This is a genomic window from Furfurilactobacillus cerevisiae, assembly GCF_048961765.1.
GTDB classification, from domain to species: Bacteria; Bacillota; Bacilli; order Lactobacillales; family Lactobacillaceae; genus Furfurilactobacillus; species Furfurilactobacillus milii_A.
This window is the reverse complement of sequence record NZ_CP185253.1, coordinates 899,256-921,678: the sequence shown is the minus strand read 5'-3', so window position 1 is coordinate 921,678 and position 22,423 is coordinate 899,256. Positions and strand designations below refer to the sequence as shown.

Annotated in this window: 18 protein-coding genes and 1 pseudogene; 7 read left to right on the top strand and 12 right to left on the bottom strand. The window is 44.5% G+C overall.

Features of this window, described 5'->3' with window-relative positions:
- Nucleotides 1–183: 183 nt before the first annotated feature.
- Both ABUE36_RS04325 and ABUE36_RS04320 read right to left on the bottom strand, forming a co-directional pair.
- Complete coding sequence (locus ABUE36_RS04325; RefSeq protein WP_161002320.1) at nt 184–1,743, bottom strand: DEAD/DEAH box helicase; 1,560 nt, start codon at nt 1,741–1,743, stop codon at nt 184–186.
- A gap of 229 nt (nt 1,744–1,972) precedes the next feature.
- Entirely contained in the window at nt 1,973–3,370 is a 1,398-nt protein-coding gene (locus ABUE36_RS04320; protein ID WP_421017229.1) for a UDP-N-acetylmuramoyl-tripeptide--D-alanyl-D-alanine ligase, read from the bottom strand.
- 260 nt (nt 3,371–3,630) lie between these two features.
- On the opposite strand from ABUE36_RS04320, the gene ABUE36_RS04315 reads away from it, so the two are divergent.
- Nucleotides 3,631–4,098: a low molecular weight protein-tyrosine-phosphatase gene (locus ABUE36_RS04315; protein WP_421017228.1), complete on the top strand. Its 468-nt coding sequence runs from the start codon at nt 3,631–3,633 to the stop codon at nt 4,096–4,098.
- A gap of 613 nt (nt 4,099–4,711) precedes the next feature.
- Here ABUE36_RS04315 and ABUE36_RS04310 read toward each other — a convergent pair.
- Complete coding sequence (locus ABUE36_RS04310) at nt 4,712–5,434, bottom strand: class A sortase (protein WP_161002317.1); 723 nt, start codon at nt 5,432–5,434, stop codon at nt 4,712–4,714.
- A 163-nt stretch (nt 5,435–5,597) separates the two neighbouring features.
- Between ABUE36_RS04310 and ABUE36_RS04305 the strand changes: the two are divergent.
- A pseudogene (locus tag ABUE36_RS04305) lies at nt 5,598–6,820 on the top strand (multidrug efflux MFS transporter).
- 98 nt (nt 6,821–6,918) lie between these two features.
- On the opposite strand, the gene ABUE36_RS04300 reads toward ABUE36_RS04305, so the two are convergent.
- From ABUE36_RS04300 to ABUE36_RS04275, 6 genes are all read right to left on the bottom strand, one after another.
- Nucleotides 6,919–8,328 carry a DHA2 family efflux MFS transporter permease subunit gene (locus ABUE36_RS04300; protein ID WP_421017227.1) on the bottom strand — a complete coding sequence of 470 codons (1,410 nt, stop codon included), beginning with the start codon at nt 8,326–8,328 and terminating at the stop codon, nt 6,919–6,921.
- Between the two features lie 136 nt (nt 8,329–8,464).
- Nucleotides 8,465–8,710, bottom strand: coding sequence for a type B 50S ribosomal protein L31 (locus ABUE36_RS04295; RefSeq protein ID WP_017260504.1), 246 nt, complete (start codon nt 8,708–8,710; stop codon nt 8,465–8,467).
- 246 nt (nt 8,711–8,956) lie between these two features.
- On the bottom strand, nt 8,957–10,240 hold the full coding sequence (locus ABUE36_RS04290) for a UDP-N-acetylglucosamine 1-carboxyvinyltransferase (RefSeq protein WP_017260506.1): 1,284 nt from the start codon (nt 10,238–10,240) through the stop codon (nt 8,957–8,959).
- A 386-nt stretch (nt 10,241–10,626) separates the two neighbouring features.
- Nucleotides 10,627–12,240, bottom strand: coding sequence for a CTP synthase (locus ABUE36_RS04285; protein ID WP_161002313.1), 1,614 nt, complete (start codon nt 12,238–12,240; stop codon nt 10,627–10,629).
- 210 nt (nt 12,241–12,450) lie between these two features.
- Nucleotides 12,451–13,047: a DNA-directed RNA polymerase subunit delta gene (gene rpoE / locus ABUE36_RS04280; RefSeq protein WP_421017226.1), complete on the bottom strand. Its 597-nt coding sequence runs from the start codon at nt 13,045–13,047 to the stop codon at nt 12,451–12,453.
- Between the two features lie 44 nt (nt 13,048–13,091).
- Nucleotides 13,092–13,523, bottom strand: coding sequence for a DUF1934 family protein (locus tag ABUE36_RS04275; RefSeq protein ID WP_161002311.1), 432 nt, complete (start codon nt 13,521–13,523; stop codon nt 13,092–13,094).
- 302 nt (nt 13,524–13,825) lie between these two features.
- Between ABUE36_RS04275 and ABUE36_RS04270 the strand changes: the two genes are divergently transcribed.
- The 5 genes from ABUE36_RS04270 (at nt 13,826) to istB (ending at nt 19,708) form a co-directional block, all read left to right on the top strand.
- Nucleotides 13,826–14,650: a lipoate--protein ligase family protein gene (locus ABUE36_RS04270; protein WP_421017225.1), complete on the top strand. Its 825-nt coding sequence runs from the start codon at nt 13,826–13,828 to the stop codon at nt 14,648–14,650.
- Nucleotides 14,651–14,712: 62 nt separating this feature from the next.
- Entirely contained in the window at nt 14,713–16,086 is a 1,374-nt protein-coding gene (locus tag ABUE36_RS04265) for an HD domain-containing protein (RefSeq protein WP_017260511.1), read from the top strand.
- On the top strand, nt 16,076–16,885 hold the full coding sequence (gene yidA, locus ABUE36_RS04260; RefSeq protein ID WP_421017224.1) for a sugar-phosphatase: 810 nt from the start codon (nt 16,076–16,078) through the stop codon (nt 16,883–16,885). Before ABUE36_RS04265 ends, yidA begins: the two co-directional genes overlap by 11 nt.
- 852 nt (nt 16,886–17,737) lie before the next feature.
- Nucleotides 17,738–18,961, top strand: a complete 1,224-nt coding sequence (gene istA, locus ABUE36_RS04255) for an IS21 family transposase (RefSeq protein ID WP_003555353.1) — start codon at nt 17,738–17,740, stop codon at nt 18,959–18,961.
- Nucleotides 18,962–18,970: 9 nt separating this feature from the next.
- The gene (gene istB / locus ABUE36_RS04250) at nt 18,971–19,708 is read left to right on the top strand and encodes an IS21-like element helper ATPase IstB (RefSeq protein ID WP_014386885.1); all 738 of its coding nucleotides are present in this window, start codon (nt 18,971–18,973) and stop codon (nt 19,706–19,708) included.
- 11 nt (nt 19,709–19,719) lie between these two features.
- Here the strand turns inward: istB and ABUE36_RS04245 are convergent, their stop codons facing one another.
- The 3 genes from ABUE36_RS04245 to ABUE36_RS04235 all read right to left on the bottom strand — a co-directional run bounded on the left by ABUE36_RS04245 (nt 19,720) and on the right by ABUE36_RS04235 (nt 22,345).
- On the bottom strand, nt 19,720–19,941 hold the full coding sequence (locus ABUE36_RS04245; RefSeq protein ID WP_421017223.1) for a hypothetical protein: 222 nt from the start codon (nt 19,939–19,941) through the stop codon (nt 19,720–19,722).
- A 100-nt stretch (nt 19,942–20,041) separates the two neighbouring features.
- A complete protein-coding gene (locus ABUE36_RS04240; protein WP_161002307.1) occupies nt 20,042–20,995 on the bottom strand; it encodes a hypothetical protein in 954 nt (317 codons plus the stop codon).
- Nucleotides 20,996–21,358: 363 nt separating this feature from the next.
- Complete coding sequence (locus ABUE36_RS04235; protein WP_017260515.1) at nt 21,359–22,345, bottom strand: ribose-phosphate diphosphokinase; 987 nt, start codon at nt 22,343–22,345, stop codon at nt 21,359–21,361.
- Between the last annotated feature and the right edge of the window lie 78 nt (nt 22,346–22,423).

Below are 22,423 nucleotides of genomic sequence, written 5' to 3'. Positions count from 1 at the left end.
TTAATCACACCACAACGCGTGGTTAAGTAAATTCACTGTTCATGAACGTCTAACCGAAATTATAGCATACTGACACAGCGAAAAAACGACCGATGAAAAAAGGATTCAGCTCCACGTGACGTGTCGCTGAATCCTCACCCTGCAGAGAATTAGCCATTCAGACTGATTCATGCAGTTATTATCTTATTTATGGTTGATTGAATAACCATGCTTGTTGCCACCATGATTACTGCTTCCACCGTTCCGGAAACTATTATTGCGTGAACTGTTGTTACGGGAACCTGACTTATGATCAAAACGACCACGGTTACCGTTTTCGCGTTCATGTGAGTTCCGGTTGTTACGACCATTGCGGTTATTACCACGATAGCCACCGTGACCACGACCACCACGGCCATTGCCCCGACCGCCACCATGACGACTAGGCAATGGGCGTTCTGGCGTAATGTGAACAGGTGTGTCGTGTTCATCACCAGGTGTCAAGTTACTCAATAAAGCAGCAACCAATTCTTCTGCATCATAACGATCCAGTAATTCAGTAGCCTCTTTATCAAACTTGGATGTATCTGTTTCCTTAACCAAGTCCGCAACCTTGTTTTCAGCAGCTGATAATTGACCAGCAAAAGCTTCGGCAGCTGACGGTGGCTTGAGGGGCAGCATCCGCACCTTGGTGAGCTTTTCAATCTCACGTAAGTAATCCATTTCGTTTGGCGTAACAAACGTCAAACTTGTCCCATGATGACCGGCACGGCCAGTACGACCAATCCGGTGAACATAGCTTTCTGGATCTTGTGGAATATCATAGTTATAAACGTGAGTGACACCGGAGATATCCAGACCACGGGCCGCAACATCAGTCGCAACCAGAATGTCTAGCTTACCGTCACGGAATTGTTTAAGAATCTGTGAACGACGTTGTTGCGTCAAATCACCATGAATCCCAGCAGCATTGTAGCCACGGGCTTCTAATCCTTTAGACAATTCGTCAACTCGGCGCTTCGTGCGACCAAAGACAATGGTCAAGTCCGGATCCTGCACATCGAACAGATGTGTCATTAAATCGAACTTTTCATATTCCTTTGATTTCACGTAGAACTGATCAACTAGGTCAGTGGTCAGTTCCTTCGCCTTAATCCGTACTTCATGAGGTTCCTTCATGAACTGAACCCCAATCCGTTTGATCTTATCAGGCATGGTAGCTGAGAACAGCAATGTTTGCCGTTTTTCTGGAACTTGCTTGATGATACTTTCAATATCATCCACAAAACCCATATCAAGCATTTCGTCGGCTTCATCCAACACTAATGTCTGAACGTGATCCAAACGAACTGTTTTCCGGTTAATATGATCCAGTAACCGACCTGGAGTCCCCACAACAATCTGTGGGTGGTTCTTCAAGCTGTTGATTTGACGGCGAATATCTGCACCACCATAAACAACTTGAACACGGGCATGTTCATGCTTACCCAAGCGGTAAAGTTCCTCTTGAGTTTGAATCGCCAACTCACGTGTTGGTGACACAATTAATGCCTGGACGTTTGGATTTTCAGTATCAATCTTATCCAAGATTGGTAACCCAAACGCAGCCGTTTTACCAGTCCCTGTTTGGGCCTGACCAATGACATCCAATCCCTGCATAACCAACGGAATGGTTTCTGCCTGGATTGGGGTAGCTTCTTCATAGCCACTGTCATCAATGGCTTTTAATAGCGCCTTGTTAAGGCCTAGTTCTGCAAACTTCAAATTAGTTCCTCCTCAAATCAAAAGGTTTCATCGACACTAGCAAAAATCCGTCTGCTAACGCGTGGGGATGCCCGTTTTGATTTGTTATTCTTGTGTGTGTTATTCAATTTTCATTCATATACGCTAAAAAACGCAACTGTAATAGTTTAACGCGCGAGCGGTCGTTTGGCAACTAAGAGTATTAACTCAGTCGTTAAACTTAATTAACCCTCCCAGCAAGTTTGCCTAACTATGCCTGTGCCACGCCGTTTTGCAGCGCATTTAGAACGGTCTCCAAATGTTCACCGTGGCTTGCTTTAAGCATCACTTCATCGCTTTCAGTTAAATCGGCCATTAAATCGGTCGTTAGCTGCGCTTTCTGATCATTCTCATAATAATGCAGTTGATCAGCTGCATAGCGATCCGTTACCTTGTCCGCCAGCGCCTTCATGTGTGGTCCAATCAGATACAATGTTTGAATCTTCGCCGGATCTAACGCCTCGGCAACTGAGGCGTGTAATTCATCAGCATTATCGCCAAGCTCCAACATATCGCCTAGCACAGCAACATGACGGCCAGCTGCAGGCGTGTCACCAAACATCGTTAGAACATCCTTCATCGCCGTCGGGTTGGCGTTGTAAATATCGCTCAAGATAGCTTCCCCAGCTAATCCCGTCAACCATTCTGTTCTGTTAGACGTTAAGTTGACCTTGGCAAGTCCTTTGACTAAGTTAGCCGTCCGAATATGGAACAGCCGACCTACCGTTAAGGCAGCCAATGCGTTATTGACGTTATAATCACCCAACAACGGAATCTTAAACGTTTCTTCTGGCCAGGCATTGACCTTGAACGTCGTTTGGTGGAACTCGTTGTCCTGTTCAATGCTTGTCGGATATAAGTGATTGGAACTCTGTTGGCCAAACGTCACGTGTTCGTTAGACACATTCTCTGCCCGTTTCGTCAACAATGGTTCGTCACCATTAAAGACGAATCGACCATCATCCTTAAGGCCATGCGTAATTTCTAGCTTGGCATCGGCAATCTTGTCTCGGGTGCCAAAGAATTCAATGTGTGCTTCACCGATCATTGTGATCACAGCAACATCTGGTTGAACCAGCTTGCTCAAGAAATCGAGCTGACCAAACCGATCCATGCCCATTTCAACAACTAACACTTCAGTGTTGGCATCCATCGATAACACAGTGAATGGCACACCGACTTCATTATTGTAGTTAGCGTATGTTTTAACGACATTAAATTCCGTTCCCAAAACGCTGGCAGTCATGTCCTTTGTCGTTGTCTTACCGTTACTACCTGTAATCGCAACCACTTGTGGATTGATTTTTGATAGCCAATGCTTGGCTAACGCCTGCATTGCAGTCAACGGATCGTCCACCAGCAATACCGGGAAGTCAGCAGGTGCTTCAGCAGCCCGACTAACTGCCCATAAACTGGCAACGGCGCCATGTGCACGCGCTCCAGCAATGAATTCGTGACCATCATGTTCACCGGGAAGTGGCACAAACAAAGCCCCCGCCGTTAATTGACGACTATCAAAGTGGACAGAAGTCACCGTTACTGATGACCAATCGCCCAATTCATTTTGTGCATCCACCGCTGCTGCGATTTCAGCTAATTGCATTTTCATCTTTTACCTCTCGTTGCGCACTCTAGGCGCATCTCTGGATACTAGCGTTGATGTTATGGAATCCATAATTACTTAATTTATTAAATTGCGTTAATCATCAACTTGTTGCAAACTACTATTGCAGTCGAAACAGATTATACCATGTGAGCGACATAATCAAAAATTCACTAAGCTTGCATTAGTCGATTAATCACGGCAAAATAAACGCAGGAACTACTATAAACAAGCCATTTAAGCACGTTATTCATTTGGAGGAACCTATGCAAAATGTATTATTTGTCTGTTTAGGCAATATCTGCCGCTCTCCGATGGCAGAAGTAATTTTTCGCCATTTAGTGGCGGGAGCCGGACAATCTGAGAAGATTAATGTTGATTCTGTGGCAACAAGCAGCCGGGAAGAAGGTAATCCCCCGCATCCCGGAGCCGTTCATATGTTAGCCGAACATAGCTTAAGCGCAGAGGGCCTTCATTCACGGCCAATCACTGCCAAAGATTTTGCTTGGGCTGACTGGATTATTACGATGGATCGTTCAAACTTAGCCAACTTAAAACAACTAACGCCTACTGAAGATCTATCAAAGGTCCACATGGCCTACGAAATCGTTCCCGGTAAGGCTGGCCAGGAGATTCCGGATCCCTGGTACTCCCATAATTTTGCATTGACCTACAGACAGCTCAGCGAGGTCCTTCCTTACTGGCTGGACAAGGTTGTCGCTGCCAATCACTAACCCAACATCGTTTTATTACTGACAGAAATGACGCTGACTCTCCAAGTTGAGAATCAGCGTCATTTTTATCTGTATTTGGAGTTGACTTGACGATCGGTGACTGTCGCCTACGGTTGGCCAGCATTGAAATTCTGGCATGGGACCGGTTCGAGCCCGAAAATCACGGTCTCTCACCTCGCCGCGAAGCCTCAACACCCCTGAGTCTTCGCGACCGTCCGTGCTGTAAATTCGGCAAAACCCACCGAATCAACAGCACTTTCATACCTTGATTTCAATGCTGACCGCCCTTCAGCTCATATTGAAATCACTCAACATTATTAACTCTACAGAAGATCTTAATTTATTTGATTAACCAAAGTGACAAGCCTTCAATATGATCGCTTCACTCATAGCTTAACTAAACGTCAACAAAAGCGGAGTCAGTGAGAAACAGAATTCCGTGTCGACAACACTTAATGGCACGGGTTATGCCATTTAGTGTTGTAGGACGCGCTTTGAAACCTGGGCTTGGGTTCAAAGGCGAGGTCGAAGACCGCAACGCGGGCTGAGACCGGTCCCACGGAATGGCGTTTCTCACTGACACAGCGGCAGCATCACAATGTCTAAACAGGAATTATGATGCAATCGTTTCGACCTTTTGTTTGTAACTGAACCCTTTTAGTGCGGCCTCCGGAGCGTCTTTCCAGTCATAGCTGTGAACTAAGGAACCGCGGACCATCAAACGATTGGCTCCCGTCGCATCACAGGTAATCAGCGTGACCAACTTTTGACCGGGGACATCATTCACAACATCAACGCGAGTCGCTTTAATGAACTTTCGCTCCGTAGTTTTGTATTCATAAACATGGGTCAAGTCCGTCAAATAAATTTTTTGACCGACCCGACTCTTCCAGAATAACGGACTAAACATGGCATCCTTTTGATCCATGCGATGACCAGCAATGGCATAGTTACCCTGTCCCATTACTTGGTCTGGCTTTAGGGTCCCGGTAGCTAATGCTAAATCAGCGTCTGAAACACCATTAACAATTTGCAGATTTAGTTTGATCGACGGAATGGCCACTAACCCAATCGCCTTAATTTTATGGTTAGCACGGGCTTGGGCAGCTGTCTTCAAATCTAATGAGTTCACACTGCGAAAATCATAATTACCCTTAGTTTTTTCATTCTTTTTAACATCTGTGCGTGTGATCGTTGGCCGGTATGTTTTGACCAACCAGTTGGTGATAGGCCCATTAAAAATGAGAACCAGCGACACTGCGACTAGCAGAACAAAAAGTATGCCACGAAACCACCGCCAAACAGATGATCCTTTTTGATGCTTTTTTTGAGCCATTAAATTTTCCCTTCAACGTAACATCTGTATTTACCACCTAAACGTTTGTCATCATGCCTAACAAAATAGGTGTAGAATATTATCTTGTTATTTATTTGCTAACGAAAAAATACCACATTACCCATCCAAGTTAAAGTAAAGTGCCACTCAAGGAGGAAATCGATTGATCAAACATCTTAAACAGCAGCTTTTCCGTAAACGCCTACCATGGGAACAAAATATCTTTGTCCTCTGGTTTGGCACGTTTATTGCCGGCATGGCTTTTAGCGAAATCATGCCATTTATGTCTCTGTATATTGATACGCTCGGCCATTTTTCAACAGCTCAGCTTAATTTCTATTCCGGGATCACTTTTTTCGCTACATATTTAGTTACCGCCATTGTTTCCCCATTATGGGGCCGACTCGCTGATCGTAAGGGTCGCAAACTGATGATTCTGCGGGCATCACTGGGAATGGCCATTGTGCTTGGCGCTATGGGCCTTGTGACCAATGTTTGGCAATTGATTGGCCTTCGCTTTATTCAAGGTGTCTTTTCTGGTTACATTTCAAACGCCAATGCTCTAGTAGCCACAGAATCGCCAAAAGAGCACTCTGGTCAAGCATTGGGAACACTCGTTACCGGTTTCACTGCCGGCAACCTGCTGGGGCCATTGCTCGGTGGGACATTAGCAGCCAGCTTCGGTTATCGCTTAACTTTCTTCATTACAGGCGGTTTGTTACTGATCGTCTTTTTCTTAAGCTGGTTGTTTGTGCACGAACACTTCACGCCTGTTGAAAAGGCGCCGCCAATTCAACAAAAGACGTTATTCATTCCTTCAAACATCCCCAGATCATTTTAGGCATGCTGATCACCACCATGATTATTCAAGTTGCCAATCAGTCTATCAGTCCAATCCTTAGTTTGTACGTCCGGCAACTGCTCCACGGTCAAGGCTCTGTTTCCTTAGTAGCCGGACTTGTGGCCGCTATACCAGGCATTGCAACCATCATCGCCGCACCACGTTTAGGTGTGTTAGGTGACCGCATCGGCACGGAACGTATTTTGACCATCGGCTTCATTTTTGCCATCTGTGTATTCATTCCGATGGCGTTTGTCCGAAATGTTTGGGAACTAGGTGGGCTCCGTTTTCTGATTGGGATTTCCGACGCCACGATGATGCCAGCCGTTCAAACGTTATTAGCAAAAAACTCCCCTGTTTCTACCACTGGCCGGGTATTCTCATGGAATCAATCATTCATGGCCATGGGGAGCATTGTTGGCCCCATGATTGGGTCAACTGTGTCTGGCGCGTTTGGTTACGGGGCCGTGTTCCTGTCAACCGGCGTGATTGTTGCGTTAAATCTAGTTTTGTTCAGGTTTAATACTCGCTCATTAAGGGATTAAGCCGTTAACATAAATGTCCTAAAAATCCCGACAGCCATGTTTTCACGGTTGCCGGGATTTTTGATTAAACTGAACAAATAACTAACTTGTCAAACAGATTAAGCTTTTTTATCCTGCTGCTGAAATTTGAAATTAAAACTAGCTAGTACAATCATGATAATCGTGAGCACTAACAAAATGATGAAATCGTGCAGGCCGCCACGTGCTGTGGCCTCAACCGAAGACAGTTTGCCCGCCTGATTTTGACTGATTGCCACAACCGTTGCCATCACAGCGGTCCCAATAGAACCAGCGTACTGCTGAATGGCATTAAATGCCGCGTTGCCATCCCCAATAAGTTTAGGCGACAACTGTTGCATGCCGTTTGCCAACGTATTACTAAAGGTCATCGAGAATCCGACACTGTAAATAATGTAAATGCCGATGATCCACCCCACGGACAGGTGACCGGCGCTCAACACAAAACCAGCCATCGCAATCATCAAACATACCAGTCCCGTTAAAATCGGCACGCGTGGTCCACGACGATCGAGTAAAGAACCACCGAGTGGCATCAATATTGTCCGTAAGACACTACCTGGCAGTAAGAGTAACCCGGCCGTCATCGCGTTTGCCCCAATGACCAGCTGTGCATAGTTTGGCAAAAGGAAGCCCAAGCCAATATTGCTCAATTGCAGACTCAAGTAGGTTAAAAAGCTGAGCACGAAGGTTCGCCGTTTGAAAATCGCAATATTGATCAGCGGTTGAGCTGTCCTTGTTGCCCACCAGCCGTAACTAGCCAGAGCAATTATCCCAACAAGGACTAGACCCCAGAATCCGAGGCTACTCCAGCCATGTTTAGATGCATCGTTGAAGCCTAAAGAAATGGTAATAAATGCCACCGCAATCAACGTAAATCCTAACGTATCGAAGTGCGCCGGTTGAGTGCCGACACGTTGGCGAATATTGAAATATCCAAACAGGAACGAAACCGCCACAATCGGTAACACAATCCAGAAGATCATTCGCCACCCCATGTAGTACAGCACCAAACCACCATATGTAGGTCCCACAGTTGGCGCAAAGCCCAAAATCATGCCGCCAATCGACATGTAACGGCCCATCTTAGCGCCGGGAACAAACTGCGTAATGATGCCGAACATCACGGGCGTACACAACCCAGTCGCAATCCCGCCAATCAGCCGTCCAATCAACAAAACTGGAAAAGACGTAGCTACTGCACAAACCACCAAACCAACGACAAACAATACAAGTGCTGTAACGAATGTTGCTTTGAATGTAAACCGTTTGTGGATATATGACGCCATAATCATCACTAACGAAGCAATAAGTAAATAGCCAGTTGTTAGCCATTGAACGGCACCGATAGAAATATGAAACTGCCGCATCAGCGTTGGGAAAGTTACGTTCATCGAGGTTTCTGTTAAAATCCCACAAAATGAAAGTAACGCTGTTCCTACAATTGAGAACAACACGAAGCGTGGTACTTTAGTTGTCGTTGAATCCATAAATACCTCTTTCTGAGTTAAATATTAGTGCCTTTTTATCTTATCCCTACAATTTTTAATTTGCACATGGAAAAATAAAAAAAGCCCTTATCAGCGTAAAGTCGCAGACAAGAGCTTAAGATTGATTCAATTTTGCTTACTTCAAACCATACTTCTTGTTGAACTTGTCAACAGCACCATCGGCTTGAGTGAACTTCTGCTTACCAGTGTAGAATGGGTGTGAATCAGAAGTGATTTCAACACGGATCAATGGGTAAGTGTTGCCGTCTTCCCAATCAGTTGTTTCTTGAGAAGTAGCAGTGGAACCAGAAATAAATTTGTAGCCAGTGGTTGAGTCCATGAACACAACCTGGTGGTAATCTGGATGAATGCCTTGTTTCATTGTAATATCTCCTTTGCCATGAGTCATTTGCTGAGTCATAGTTACATATAATCAACTTTAGTAATATAGCATGGATTAAGCGTATGCGCAAGTCGACGACAATAATAATTGTGAGTTGGTTTGACTCAATAATTTATAATTGTAGCAAACAAATCCGCGTTTGAACGATGCAATCGTTGTTCAAGATTGTCATTAACAAACTTGTAAAAACAACGACCGGACGTCTTTAACGAAGCCAATATCGGCCTAGTATTCGAAAACACCTGCATCTGTATCTTCAATGATCTGTATATGACCGCCAAGTGCCTTAAGCTTATCGGAAATGCGATCATAACCACGCAAAATATTTTCTGCATTAGTAATGGTTGTACGTCCTTCAGCCATTAAGGCAGCGATTACCAATGAAGCCCCTGCGCGAATTTCGCCGGCAGCGACAATGGTCCCAGTTAAATCATCACAGTGGTTGACAACAATCATGTTGTTTTCCAACCGAATGTTTTCGCCCATTCGGTTAAGTTCAGGAATGTGCTTTGTTCGCTCAGGATAGATAGTGTCGATAATGATGCTGGCACCATCTGCCCGACCCATCAGCGGTGTGATCGGTTGCTGCAAATCAGTTGCAAAACCAGGATAAGGCATGGTTTTAACCTGAATTGGCTTAAGCTTTTCGGATTTATGCACATAAATACTGTCTTCACTGATGTCCATCTTGACGCCCATTTCGATTAACTTAGCGGTGAAAGCCTCCAAGTGTTCAGGAATGACGTTTTGAATGTTAACACCTGCGCCAACTGCAGCCGCCATCGATAAGTACGTACCTGCTTCGATACGGTCAGGAATAATCGTATGGGTGTTAGTCGCCTTTAATTGTGACACACCCTCGATTCGAATAACATCTGTCCCGGCACCGCGCACCTTAGCGCCCATGTTGTTTAAGAACGTTGCCAAATCGATGATTTCTGGTTCCTTAGCGGCATTTTCGATCACCGTTAAACCATCAGCTTTTACGGCAGCCAAAATGATGTTCATCGTAGCGCCGACAGACACGATGTCTAAGAATACACGTGCGCCGTGAAGACCCTTGCTGGCATCAATATGAACAGAATCGTCAATCTCGGTAACTTCTGCACCTAAGGCCTTAAAGCCCTTGATGTGTTGATCGATTGGTCGAGGGCCGATATTGTCACCACCGGGAAACGATACAGTGGCCCGTCTAAAACGACCCAGTAAGGCTCCCATAAAGTAATAAGACGCACGCAAACTCTTAATTGCCTTACCTGGTAAAACATTTTCTTCGATATGCGTTGGATCAATATCCAGCACACCATTTTCAAAGTGTGATGAAACGTTCATTGATTCGAGGATGGCCATCAAGTTATGTACATCCAAAATGTCCGGAACAGAATCAAATTGAACCGGGGTATCAGCCAGGATAGCAGCGGGAATTAGTGCAACCGTACTGTTTTTGGCGCCGCCAATAGTAACTTCGCCTGACAGTGGGTTGCCTCCTTGGATGATCATCGATTTCATGCGTTATTCCTCTTTCATTCATGCAACTAATTCGTATTGAGATTTACCATGGCTCAACCATAAAGGGAGCACAATTATCTTCCATACTAATGAACGAATGGCAAAAAGACAACACTGTTTCTGGCTTCTCAGTATATTTTTAGAAACTTTTTCATTACTGCTTAATCATTTACCAGTCAAATCGTTTAATAATTGCCTGTTTAACGGCATTCTGGTTCCACTGTTGACTTAAATGGAAACACCTAGAAAAATTGTGCAAAATAAAAAGTTTGTTAAGGACGTATCTGTCCCTCAACAAACTTTCTCGAAGTGCTGTGCCTATCTGGCACTATCGGTTTTTCGTAATCTACATTGTCAGATTGCCTGCACTTTTAGTTGCCTACTACTTACTGACGGGCAATGTGTTCATCATCAGCAGCCTTCACAAACGCCTTGAACAATCCTTCAGGACGGTTTGGCCGTGACAAGAATTCTGGGTGGTATTGTGCGGCAACAAAGAACTTGTTGCTTGGTAATTCAACCACTTCTACCAAACGATTATCAGGTGACGTCCCAGAGAATACCAGACCCTTGGCGGCTAACTGGTCGCGGAACTTGTTATTGAACTCATAACGGTGACGATGACGTTCGGAAATCACTTCTTCGTTGTTATAAGCTGAGGCAGCCAAAGTACCTGGCTTCAACTTGCACGGGTAAGCGCCTAACCGTTGTGTACCACCAAGATCATCGATGTTTTCTTGATCAGGCATTAAATCAATAACTGGGTATGGTGTGTCTGCATTAATTTCCGTTGAGTTAGCATCTTTCAGGCCAACCACGTCACGGGCAAACTCAACACAAGCCATCTGCATCCCCAGACAAATGCCCAAGTACGGAATGTCATGTTCACGTGCATACTTGATGGCCAAAATCTTACCTTCAATACCACGATTACCGAAACCGCCAGGAACTAGAATGCCATCTGCTTCAGCCAAAACGGAATCGACGTTATCTGCGTTAATTTCTTCTGAGTTAAAATGATTAATTTTAACATCAGCATCAACAACATAGCCGGCTGACTTTAGGGCTTCGTTGACAGAGATATAAGCATCTTGTAGGTCAGTGTATTTCCCAACCAAATCAATGGTGATCGTCTTGTGCAAGTTTTGAACATGTTGTTCAAGCTTACGCCATTCACTCATGTCTGCTTCCGGAGCGGACAACTTAAAGTGGTTTAAGACAATGTCGTCCATATGTTGGTCTTGTAAAGCCAATGGCACCGTGTAAACTGTCGGCACATCCATCGATTCAACAACAGCTTCAGGATCAACATCACAGAATGACGCAATCTTATTCCGCATCGTTTGGGTGATGTGCTTTTCCGTCCGGACAACCAACATGTTTGGCTGAATGCCTAAACCACGCAGTTCCTTAACACTGTGTTGTGTTGGCTTGGTCTTCATTTCACCAGCAGCCCGCAGATAAGGAATCAAAGTTGTGTGAATGTAGAAAACATTGTCACTACCAACATCAGTCTTCATCTGACGTAGGGCCTCAATAAATGGTAAGGATTCAATGTCACCCACCGTACCACCAATTTCTGTGATCACTACGTCCGCGTCAGTCGTTTGACCAGCACGCATGATCTTTTCCTTAATTGCGTTAGTGATATGCGGAATAACTTGAACCGTCGCGCCAAGGTAGTCTCCATGACGTTCTTTTTGTAGAACTTCTTGATAAATTTTCCCCGTCGTGACGTTTGAGTATTTATTCAGGTTAATGTCGATAAATCGTTCGTAGTGGCCTAAATCAAGGTCCGTTTCGGTCCCATCATTTGTCACAAACACTTCACCGTGTTGGTATGGGCTCATCGTTCCTGGGTCAACATTGATGTAAGGATCAAACTTTTGAATCGTAACCTTGAGCCCACGGTTCTTTAACAAACGGCCTAAGGACGCAGCAACGATCCCTTTCCCAATTGACGAAACCACACCACCGGTGACAAAAATGTATTTGGTCATCTAAATAAACGCTCCTTTTGTTTTTTCGGGGAAGCCTTAAACAAAGAAAAAGCCCCCAATTCATCTGAATTGGGAGCAACTAAAGTCTTCATTAACGTGCCCGTTCTTCTGAACGGTGCCCAAAAAATATAATACCGACTTCAAGTCATAACGTCAAGGATTTTATCCGGTAATTTTATTACTGGCTCGAACGAACAAACGACGCGTTAGTTATTCGTCGTCATCATCGTTTTCTTCATCCTCATCGTCGTCATCATCTTCATCACTTAACTCTGCTAATTGACCTTCGATACCATCTGGCAAGTCTTCTTCGGTAGCCTGATTTTCAGTATCGTCATCATCGCTGTCCTCATCGTTATCTTGAGTGTCAGCACCATCAACATCGTCATCAGAATCTTGACCAAAGTCATCGTCTTCAGGATCATCATCATCGTAGTCGATAACATCATCGTCGTCGGCAGCGTCAGCCAGAAAGGCATTAACCTTACGGCGTTTCTTACGCTTTGGCTGATCCTCGTCTTCTTCACCATTAATAGTGGCTTCATCGATGGAGTCAAACGCGTACCAAGTACGGAGTCCCCATGTGTTGTCACCAAGTGAAATGAAACTACCGTCGACATTTAGGTCCGTATAGAATTGTGCAAAACGATCACGAATTTCTTCGTCACTTTTGCCCAAGTACTGTTGTACCTGGTTAGTTAAGTCGGCAAAGCCCATGGCTTCTCCGTGTTGTGAGAGAATTGCGTGCGCAACCTCAATCATCGACAATTCTTTCTTATTTTGACCTTCGAAAATTTTAAGTTCCAAAATCAGGCCCGTCCTTTCGAGAGTGTACATCTTATCATAAGGTCTTAAGCTGTAAAATGCAATCTAATTTGATAATCACCGATTAATTGTTCGCCGGCCAACAACTGGTAATCGATGGCAATTCGGCCTGCCGATAAATCATCACTCAACCTGACACTAAGATCAGTTGTTGCAACTTCGACGGCCATAACCCCATAAGGCGTCCGATATTGAGTCGTGACTGCCTTTCCGGTTAGGAAATGAAATTTTAGACCATTTTCACCAGAACGCGTCAAGACTACATCGTTTTCACCATTCAGCTTAAACGTCACTGGCGTCGACTGACCATTATCATCTTCAACATAACGTAAATAAATGTTGTCATTCACAATCACCAAGCGGCCTGGCAAATCAAAGTCAAATTGCTCGGTGTCATCATCTTGTGTAATGTTGGTCAATAAATGAACGGTGACAGCCTGTTCAAATTGTTGTGCCACAAATCTACCTCCCAGTGTTATTTGAAATTTTCCATAAAACGCATTGAATGTCAGTAAGAAATTATAACGCTTTTTAGATAAATTACCATTAATGAAACCTTGGTCCTTTTCATTTTGAAAATTGGGCTCAATGGCTTTCAATAATGCAGACCCCAGCGCGATTCGGTATAATGAAAGCAGTTGCGTTTAGCTATTCTTATAAATGAGATCGATATAGATAATAAATTAGCAAACGGACTCACTAATATGAGCCCATTCATTTCGTTTGCAATCCACAAAACGTTAAGAAATCAGGTGATTACATGATTGACGCACTTGCTCTTGCGCCGACAACAATGTTACTGTCGCAGCATTTCAAACAAGCTGACGGCTTAGCGACATTTTCAAACATGAATGCGCTACTTAGTCTTATTGAACATGAAAATCAGCCCTTACTCCACTTCTGGTTACTCGACAACACGGTGATCATGGGGCTTCGCGACGCTGATGTGCCGCATTTGTCTGCTGCTCACAAAGTGCTCACAGATCATGGTTACAGCGGATTCATCCGTAATTCCGGTGGGTTAGCTGTGGTAGCTGACGCCGGTGTTCTCAACATCAGCCTTTTTTTCCCACCCAGTTTGGTCAAACTAGGCGTCGATGATGCGTATGAACAAATGAAGTTACTTGTTGATCGGGCATTTCCTGAACTCCCCATTGATGCTGGCGAAGTCGCTCGTTCCTACTGTCCAGGCACCTACGACCTGAGTGTAAATGGGCATAAGATTGCCGGCATGTCTCAACGACGCCGAAATGGTGGCACCGTCATTATGTTATATCTGAGCGTGAATGGTAACCAAAATGCCCGTGCTCAATTAATTCACGATTTCTACACCGTGGGGTTGGGCCACGAAGAAAATAAATGGGATTTCCCTGATGTCGATCCTGGCACCATGATGAACGTTGGCGACTTGTTGCCACAATCGTTAACTATTGAAGCAGCCCGTCAACGCTTTATTGACGCGGCACAGCAAAGTGGCACACATCTTGCTAAACAGCACTTGACCACGCTTATGCAAGAACCAGAATTTGGTGCTCACCTAGATTTTGAAGCCAAACGGTTGAGTCAGCATCAACCTAGCTTTTAAGGTTGCTACCACGGTCATAGGAAAAGTGAGTCGTATCCGTCACATATTTCAAGGAGGATTTAATGGATTATCGTCATCAGTTATTACCACGTGAAAAAGTATTCCGCGATCCCGTTCACAATTATATCGCCGTTTCTTACCAAGTCATTTTGGATTTGATTGACACTAAAGAATTTCAGCGTTTGCGACGTGTCAAACAACTGGGTGTGACCGAAGAGGTTTTTCACGGGGCAGAACACAGTCGCTTTGGACATTCCTTAGGCGTATACGAAATTGCGCGACGAATCTGTGATAACTTTGAACACGACTATCCGTCGCAAACACCTGGAGACGGTCTGTGGGACGACCACGAGCGACTCGTTACGCTATGTGCGGCACTCTTGCACGATATTGGACACGGGGCTTACTCACATACGTTTGAACACATTTTTCACACGGACCACGAAGCAATTACTGCACAAATTCTAACTTCCCCCACTACCGAGGTCAACGCAGTGCTCAAACGGGTGTCGCCAGAATTTCCACAACAAGTTGCCAGCGTCATTCAACATACGTATCCTAACCCGCAAGTTGTTCAAATCATTTCCAGTCAATTGGACGCAGATCGAATGGATTATCTGTTACGCGACGCCTACTATACCGGTGCTGACTACGGTCGTTTCGACCTCACTCGTGTACTACGCGTGATGCGGCCCTACAAAGACGGGATTGCGTTTGATATTGACGGAATGCACGCTGTCGAAGATTACATTCTCAGCCGTTTTCAAATGTATCAACAAGTATACTTTCACCCTGTCTCCCGTGCCATGGAAGTCATTTTGGATCACCTGTTGTTGCGTGCTAAGGACCGTTATGACAACCAACCCGTTCGTGAAGACGGATTTCGTCCCTTACTGCTCGAACCATTCTTTAACCACGATTGGACGCTGGCTGACTACTTAAAATTAGATGATGGCGTACTTAACACTTACTTCCTACACTGGGCTGACAGTGACGACGCCGTGTTGTCGGACTTAGCCAATCGTTTCCTAAATCGCCGGCCCTTTAAATCTGTGGAATATACGAGTGAAACGGAAGATTTGCTGACGATTCTACGCGCCAAAATTGAAACGGCCGGCTATAACGTCAAGTATTACACTGCCACAAACGACAGTTACGATCTGCCATACAATGCAAACAGTCGCCAGACTCGCAAACCTGCTGCCGAAATTCAATTGATGAAAAGTGACGGCTCCACCATTGAGTTATCATCACTGAGCCCGTTAGTTGCCGCCATTACTGGTCGTGAATTGGGTGATCAGCGTTTCTTCTTCCCTCGGGAAATGTTGACCAAAGACGCAGAAAATGATTTATTTAGCCCAATTTATATTGAATTTCAAAATTACATTCATAATGATCAACTTATTCACCCTCAAGGAGAATCCCATGACAATTAAAATGATTGCCATCGACATTGATGGCACGCTACTAAATGAAAAGAGTTCACTGAACCCAGCTACAATTACAGCCGTTCAGGCAGCTCGTGATGCCGGTATCAAAGTTGTCCTATGTACTGGTCGCCCACTGACGGGTGTTCAAGATTACTTGGACCAACTTGGGCTCAGTGGTGATGACCAGTACGTCATTACTTTTAACGGTGCATTAGCACAAACAATCAGTGGCAAAATTCTCGTTCGCCACACATTGAATTACGACCAGTACCGTCAGTTACAAACTCTAAGTGAAACGCTTGAAACACACTTTCACGTAGAAACCGAATCACACATTTATACGGCTAACAAAAACATCAGTCCTTACACTATCGGCGAAGCCTTCTTAGTAAAAATGCCGATCCGCTACCGTGCCGTTGAAGAAATGCCAACTGACATCACATTATCTAAGGCAATGTTCATCGACGACCCAAAGATTATCAGCAGCGCGGTCGAAAAACTGCCTGACGATGTCAAACAAGACTTTTACTTTGTCCGTAGTGAACCCTACTTTCTTGAAGCCATGAACAAAGCAGCTTCTAAAGGCAATGCCATCACTGGATTAGCAAGTGATTTGGGCTTTTCAATGGATGAAGTTATGGCTTTGGGCGACCAAGGCAACGACCTTTCCATGATCAAGGCCGCTGGTTGGGGTGTTGCAATGGGCAATGCCATCGACGAAGTTAAGGAAGCTGCCCAGGCTGTCACACTGACCAACAAAGAAGACGGTGTCGCCGCCGCGATCAACAAATACGCACTAAATTAATCAGACCAATTTAATCTAAAACGCACTGCATTCCTGTTTTAAGAAATTGCAGTGCGTTTTGTTATGTTTGTACCGTTACGCGGACCAGAAACGCCGTTCCGTGGGATCAGTCTCAGCATCCTAAACCCAGAGTCTTTAACCTTGATTATGAGCCGAAAAACAAGTCTCATAAGTCATCCCGCAACACTAAGCGGCCAAATTCCTGCCGCTAAATGTTGCCGACACGAAACTCTGTTTCTGATCCGCTCCACTCTTCTCACAATTAGTTCTTATCTCAATTAGTCTTTGGCTCGCAGTCAAGCCACTGTCCTGTCAAAAAAAGTTGCCACAATATCATCTGGAAGGCGTCAACAGTGATACCGAGCCGTGAAGGTAACGTTAATTCGAGTGGCCTTCTCGAATTTAGGTTACGGACGGTCCGTAAAGACTCGGCTCCTCACGAGGCTTTGCGGCGAGGTGAAAGACTCCGAACTTTGGGGGCTTGAACCGGTCCCACGGTGAGCGTGTCACTGTTGACAACTGGAAAAGATTGCTACAGTGGAGCGCTCAGAGCGTGACTACAACGGCGATGATAATGAGAATGGCACCGTCGATCCAGAGCCACCGATTCCAATCTGAAAAACGCAGTGGTTCGTTCTTTTTAACGGCAATATCACGCGTGTTCATCTTAGGCTCAGGTTTCTTATCTGCCTTTTCCTTATATGTTTGCTTACGGCGTCTGCGAAATCCAGCAAACAGATGCGCATGGTGTAAAAGGCACCCGTAAAATGTAGGAAAACGGCAGGTTAGAACTGTTGGTTTTCCTACATTTTTTGTATCATGAATCACATCAGAGTGTAGGAGGAATTTGATGTGAGACGTGATTTAAGAGAAGGAGTGACGATTTACGTGACTGAAAATATTAAGCCTAACTTCGCCGAGATTGCCCGGCAATATAATGTTGATTATCGAACCGTTAAGAAAGCCTATGAGGAAGTCAAAGCTGGACTTAAGGGCCGACCAAGTGGTCGACCGAAACGGCCAAGTTTACTGGATCCATTCAAGCAAACCATCGATTCAAAGCTTGAACTAAATTGTTCGGCTGCTTCAATTTTTAAATTTATCCAGAAGAAGGGCTTTACCGGCAGCTATACCCTCGTGAAAGATTATTGTCGCCAAACCCGCCGAGAACGAGTTAAGAAAGCTACCATTCGGATTGAACATTCCCCTGGTCTCTCTGCTCAAGTTGACTGGAAAGAAGAAATGGCCCTAGTGAGCAGCGAGGGTGAGCTGTTTAAATTCAATATTTTCTTGTATGTATTGCCTTATTCAAAACTCAAATATATGACACTAACCTTTGATCGGAGCCAAGATACCCTCTTTTCTTGCTTACACGACGCTTTCCTTCATACCGGAGGTATTCCGACGGAAATCTGGTTTGATAATATGAAAACCGTTGTGGATCATACAAAATCCCAGTTTGGCCACGCTGTCTTTAACGAACGGTTCCACGAATTCTGTAAAGATGCCGGTTTCACACCAATTGCTTGTCGACCATTCAGACCACAAACTAAAGGTGCAGTTGAAGCCCTTGCTCGCACGGTTGAACGTTTACGGCCATACAATACTGAATTTGCTGATGGAACTGAGCTAATCGAACTAGTTCATATGCTCCGAGATGATCTAAATCATGAAACTTCGCAGGCCACGGACGAAGTCCCGTACCTGAAATGGTTAGACGAAGAAAAAGAGTACCTTCATCGCGTTCCAGTTAATCTCCTTGAACCATACTTCGAAGAAAACATTACCCGTGTCGTTTCGAAGGAGGCCATGATCAATTTCCGCAAATGTAAGTACTCAGTAGATCCGCGATACATTGGTTGTACGGTTGCTGTTGAAATCTCCAATGATGAGCAGCGCATTCACATTTATTATAACGGAGAAGAAATTCGTACGCACTCCATAACTACCAATTCGCTGAATTATGACCCCCAAGATCAGTTCAATATCCTCAAATCTGATTTGCTTAAAGGGCGGACAGATGAAGACATTTCAGCTTACATTCGTGAACATATGACTGATTACGACAACTTATAGGAGGCTACCATGACCACTAATAATCAAATTCTTTTAAATAATCTTGAGCGCTTAGGGTTAAACAAAATCCGTGAATACTTGCCGAATTACCTTGATCAAATTCACACTGATAATCTGTCATTAACTGAGGCGCTAATTGATTTAACTAATTCGGAACTCCAGAATCGACACGAAGGTCAGATTGCACGGGCCATTGGCCGTGCTCGGTTCCCCAATACAAAATCCCTAGATACATTTGATTTTAGCTTTCAACCCAGTATGAATCGCCAAGAGGTTCTGGAATTCCAGAATCTGGCTTTTATGGAAAAGTCTGAAAACTTAATCTTTATTGGCAATCCGGGAGTCGGTAAAACCCACTTGGCAATTAGTATTGGGATTGAGGCCTGTAAACAGGGCTGTCGGGTTCTCTTTATTAATTGTCATGAGCTGTTGATTAGATTGAGAGCAGCTTACGAAAAAGGACTGCTTGATCGATCTCTAAGCCGCTATTCGCGCTATGACCTATTAATTATTGATGAAATTGGGTATTTGCCAATTGGTCACCAAGAAGCTAACCTCTTATTTCAGCTAGTCAATGCCCGCTATGAAAAGCATTCAACGATCATTACCAGCAATAGTGATCTATCCGCTTGGGTTGATATTTTCCAGAACCCAACTGTGACAGCAGCCATTCTCGATCGCTTGGTTCATCATGTTCACGTAGTGAAGATCACTGGTAAATCTTACCGATTACGTGGCCTCAAGTAACTGCCGAAAACCTACATTTCTTTCTGCCGAAAACCTACATTTTTAAACTGCCCTTGACACGCATGGCTCAATTGCATCACCACACCAATAACAATCAGCGCCAACCCAATCATAAAAAATATATCAGACAGTTTAACTAATGAAACGCCATTGGTCCATGCAATACCACCAATAATGACACAGACGATTAAGCCAATCGCTGACCAGGCGGCAGGTCGTTGTTTTTGTCGCATCCTTTTTTCTCCAAACTAATCTTTGTGATAAATTCCGTTGTAACTAAAAATACCGCAAATATCTGCGGTATTAAAGTCCAAATTATATTTTAGCCAATCACTAATGGTTTGACTGCGTCGTTGAAGTACTGTTGTCAGTTGTTGGTGTGTTAACCGTGTTAGCCCCACCATTGCCAGCATCAGCCCCAGAAAAGACGGTTGTTACTTCTTTGTTTGCTGGTGTGTAAGTGTAAACACCGGCCAGATTGCTGATGTTTGCATCAGGAGCTTGGGTCCGAACGTCGATTTGGTAAGTGCCATTCCCGTTGTTAATAACGGTGTATTGACGACTGCCATTTGTCTCGTTGTAACCCATCTGGCTTCTAAAGTTCGACAGAACCCCATTCGCGGAGGTCGCAGTTGTGACGCTACCCTTCGTCGTACTGTTACTGTTCGATACGGGCTGTTGCGTTGTTTCACCGCTTGTCTTCGATACCGGAGAAACGCTACTCTGCCCGTTTGCATTGCCGGTAACTTGACTAACTTGTTGGCTATTAGCTACACGACTGCTGTCTTGTTGACCGCTCGTAGCAACAGTGCCTGAAGCAACTTTGCTCAAACTGGTTTGAGTTGCGTTACCCTTAACAGAGCTGCTCTGAACGGAACCGCTTTGAACTGAGCTACCCTGAATTGAATTTTCTTGAACAGAACTACTTGGTACTACACTACTTTGAACGCTACTAGTCTGCGCCGAACTCGTCGATGCGGTGCTTACATTAGATGATGTCGTGTCCGAATCAGAAACAGCACTAGTCTCGGAAGCGGATGAACTTGTCCCCGTTACGGCTAATGAAGACTGATCACTAGAAAAACTGGTTGTAGCAGGTGCGACCGTTGTAACATTCGACGTCCGTGTAGGAACCTTTACGTCGCTCTTACGACTGCTACGAACACTATCTGAATGATGCCCCTCGCTGACTGTCGTCGCAGAAGTACTTGCACAAGCAGTCAACAGAACCGTACTGACCAAAATTACACTACCTGTCATCATTTTCTTAAATGTTTGAATGCTCATTTTATGTACCCCCGCTCTGACACGTTTCAAATCTCCTGTGCCTTTTGATACTTAAATTATATCACTTGTAACAAAAATTACGTGATTATGTCATTATTGTTACATATCGAAAGAAAAGCTTAATAACTTCAACATTTTATGATATAGACGGTGAAATGATGGGATTGGAACATAAAAAGCCAATTTAACGTTTAGTAAAAGTGCCGCAACTGCGATCCAGAACGCAGTCTTTCACCCGTCCGACACAAAACGACGTTCATGGAAAAAGACCATGAACGTCGTTTTTTAGCTGAGCAAGCCAGTTCTGTTACATCTTGCTCTCATTTATTCGAAGCTAACTAAATTAATTTGTCTAATCGAAAATCAGTTGTTACGCCCATCCCGGTGAAAACGAGTCCGGAACAACGGGCTAACAGCCTTGTTTTCATTAATCCGGCGAATTGCATCCCCAACCAGTGGTGCAATGGACACTTGCACTAACTTGTCGAAATGTTTCTCTTCTGGCAAGTTAATTGAGTCGGTCACAACCACTTGTTTGAATGGTGATGCTTTCAAACGGTCAACCGCTGGGCCAGACAACACAGCGTGTGAACAACAAGCGTAAACTTCTTCTGCACCCGCATCCATCAATGCCTTGGCGCCCAAAGTAATCGTGCCGGCCGTATCAATCATGTCATCAATCATGATACATTTTTTACCCTTAACATCACCGATAATGTTCATGATTTCAGCCACGTTGGCACGAGGGCGACGTTTGTCAATGATTGCAATCGGTGCTTTAAGGAACTCTGCCAAGGCACGCGCACGCGTCACCCCACCATGATCTGGCGAAACCACCACTGCATGTTCAGCAATGTGATTCGTAATGAAATAGTCAGCTAACAATGGTGCTGCCATCATGTGGTCAACTGGAATATCAAAGAATCCCTGAATTTGAGCAGCGTGCAGATCCAATGCCAGTAACCGAGTCGCACCAGCTTTTTCAAGCATATCTGCGACCAACTTAGCGGTGATAGGTTCACGTGAACGGGCCTTGCGATCCTGACGAGCGTAACCATAGTAAGGAACAACCAAATTGATTGTATTAGCACTGGCACGACGTAGCGCATCAATCATAATCAACAATTCCATCAAATTATCGTTAACGGGCGCTGATGTGGACTGAATCAAATAAACGTTGTCCCCACGCACACTTTCTTCGATATTAATGCGAATTTCACCATCACTGAAACGATCCACAGAAGTTTTACCTAATTCAACACCAACTTCATTAGCAATTTTTTCTGCCAATGGTCGGTTTGAATTCAGGGCAAAAATCTTCAGTTTGGGGTCAAAATATTGAGTTGACATGTTCCCTCCACAAAGGATAATTAAATTTTTTCATACTCATTTGTTATAGCTTAATGGTACTCATTAACTGACTTTGAC

What these genes read in the sequence shown, in the direction of transcription:
- istB (WP_014386885.1), top strand. Translation starts at nt 18,971, where the DNA reads ATGACCACTAATAATCAAATTCTTTTAAATAATCTTGAGCGCTTAGGG.
- ABUE36_RS04285 (WP_161002313.1), bottom strand. Translation starts at nt 12,240, where the DNA reads ATGACCAAATACATTTTTGTCACCGGTGGTGTGGTTTCGTCAATTGGG.
- ABUE36_RS04240 (WP_161002307.1), bottom strand. Translation starts at nt 20,995, where the DNA reads ATGAGCATTCAAACATTTAAGAAAATGATGACAGGTAGTGTAATTTTG.
- yidA (WP_421017224.1), top strand. Translation starts at nt 16,076, where the DNA reads ATGACAATTAAAATGATTGCCATCGACATTGATGGCACGCTACTAAAT.
- ABUE36_RS04320 (WP_421017229.1), bottom strand. Translation starts at nt 3,370, where the DNA reads ATGAAAATGCAATTAGCTGAAATCGCAGCAGCGGTGGATGCACAAAAT.
- ABUE36_RS04310 (WP_161002317.1), bottom strand. Translation starts at nt 5,434, where the DNA reads ATGGCTCAAAAAAAGCATCAAAAAGGATCATCTGTTTGGCGGTGGTTT.
- ABUE36_RS04245 (WP_421017223.1), bottom strand. Translation starts at nt 19,941, where the DNA reads ATGCGACAAAAACAACGACCTGCCGCCTGGTCAGCGATTGGCTTAATC.
- ABUE36_RS04235 (WP_017260515.1), bottom strand. Translation starts at nt 22,345, where the DNA reads ATGTCAACTCAATATTTTGACCCCAAACTGAAGATTTTTGCCCTGAAT.
- ABUE36_RS04290 (WP_017260506.1), bottom strand. Translation starts at nt 10,240, where the DNA reads ATGAAATCGATGATCATCCAAGGAGGCAACCCACTGTCAGGCGAAGTT.
- ABUE36_RS04300 (WP_421017227.1), bottom strand. Translation starts at nt 8,328, where the DNA reads ATGGATTCAACGACAACTAAAGTACCACGCTTCGTGTTGTTCTCAATT.
- ABUE36_RS04270 (WP_421017225.1), top strand. Translation starts at nt 13,826, where the DNA reads ATGATTGACGCACTTGCTCTTGCGCCGACAACAATGTTACTGTCGCAG.
- ABUE36_RS04315 (WP_421017228.1), top strand. Translation starts at nt 3,631, where the DNA reads ATGCAAAATGTATTATTTGTCTGTTTAGGCAATATCTGCCGCTCTCCG.
- ABUE36_RS04295 (WP_017260504.1), bottom strand. Translation starts at nt 8,710, where the DNA reads ATGAAACAAGGCATTCATCCAGATTACCACCAGGTTGTGTTCATGGAC.
- ABUE36_RS04265 (WP_017260511.1), top strand. Translation starts at nt 14,713, where the DNA reads ATGGATTATCGTCATCAGTTATTACCACGTGAAAAAGTATTCCGCGAT.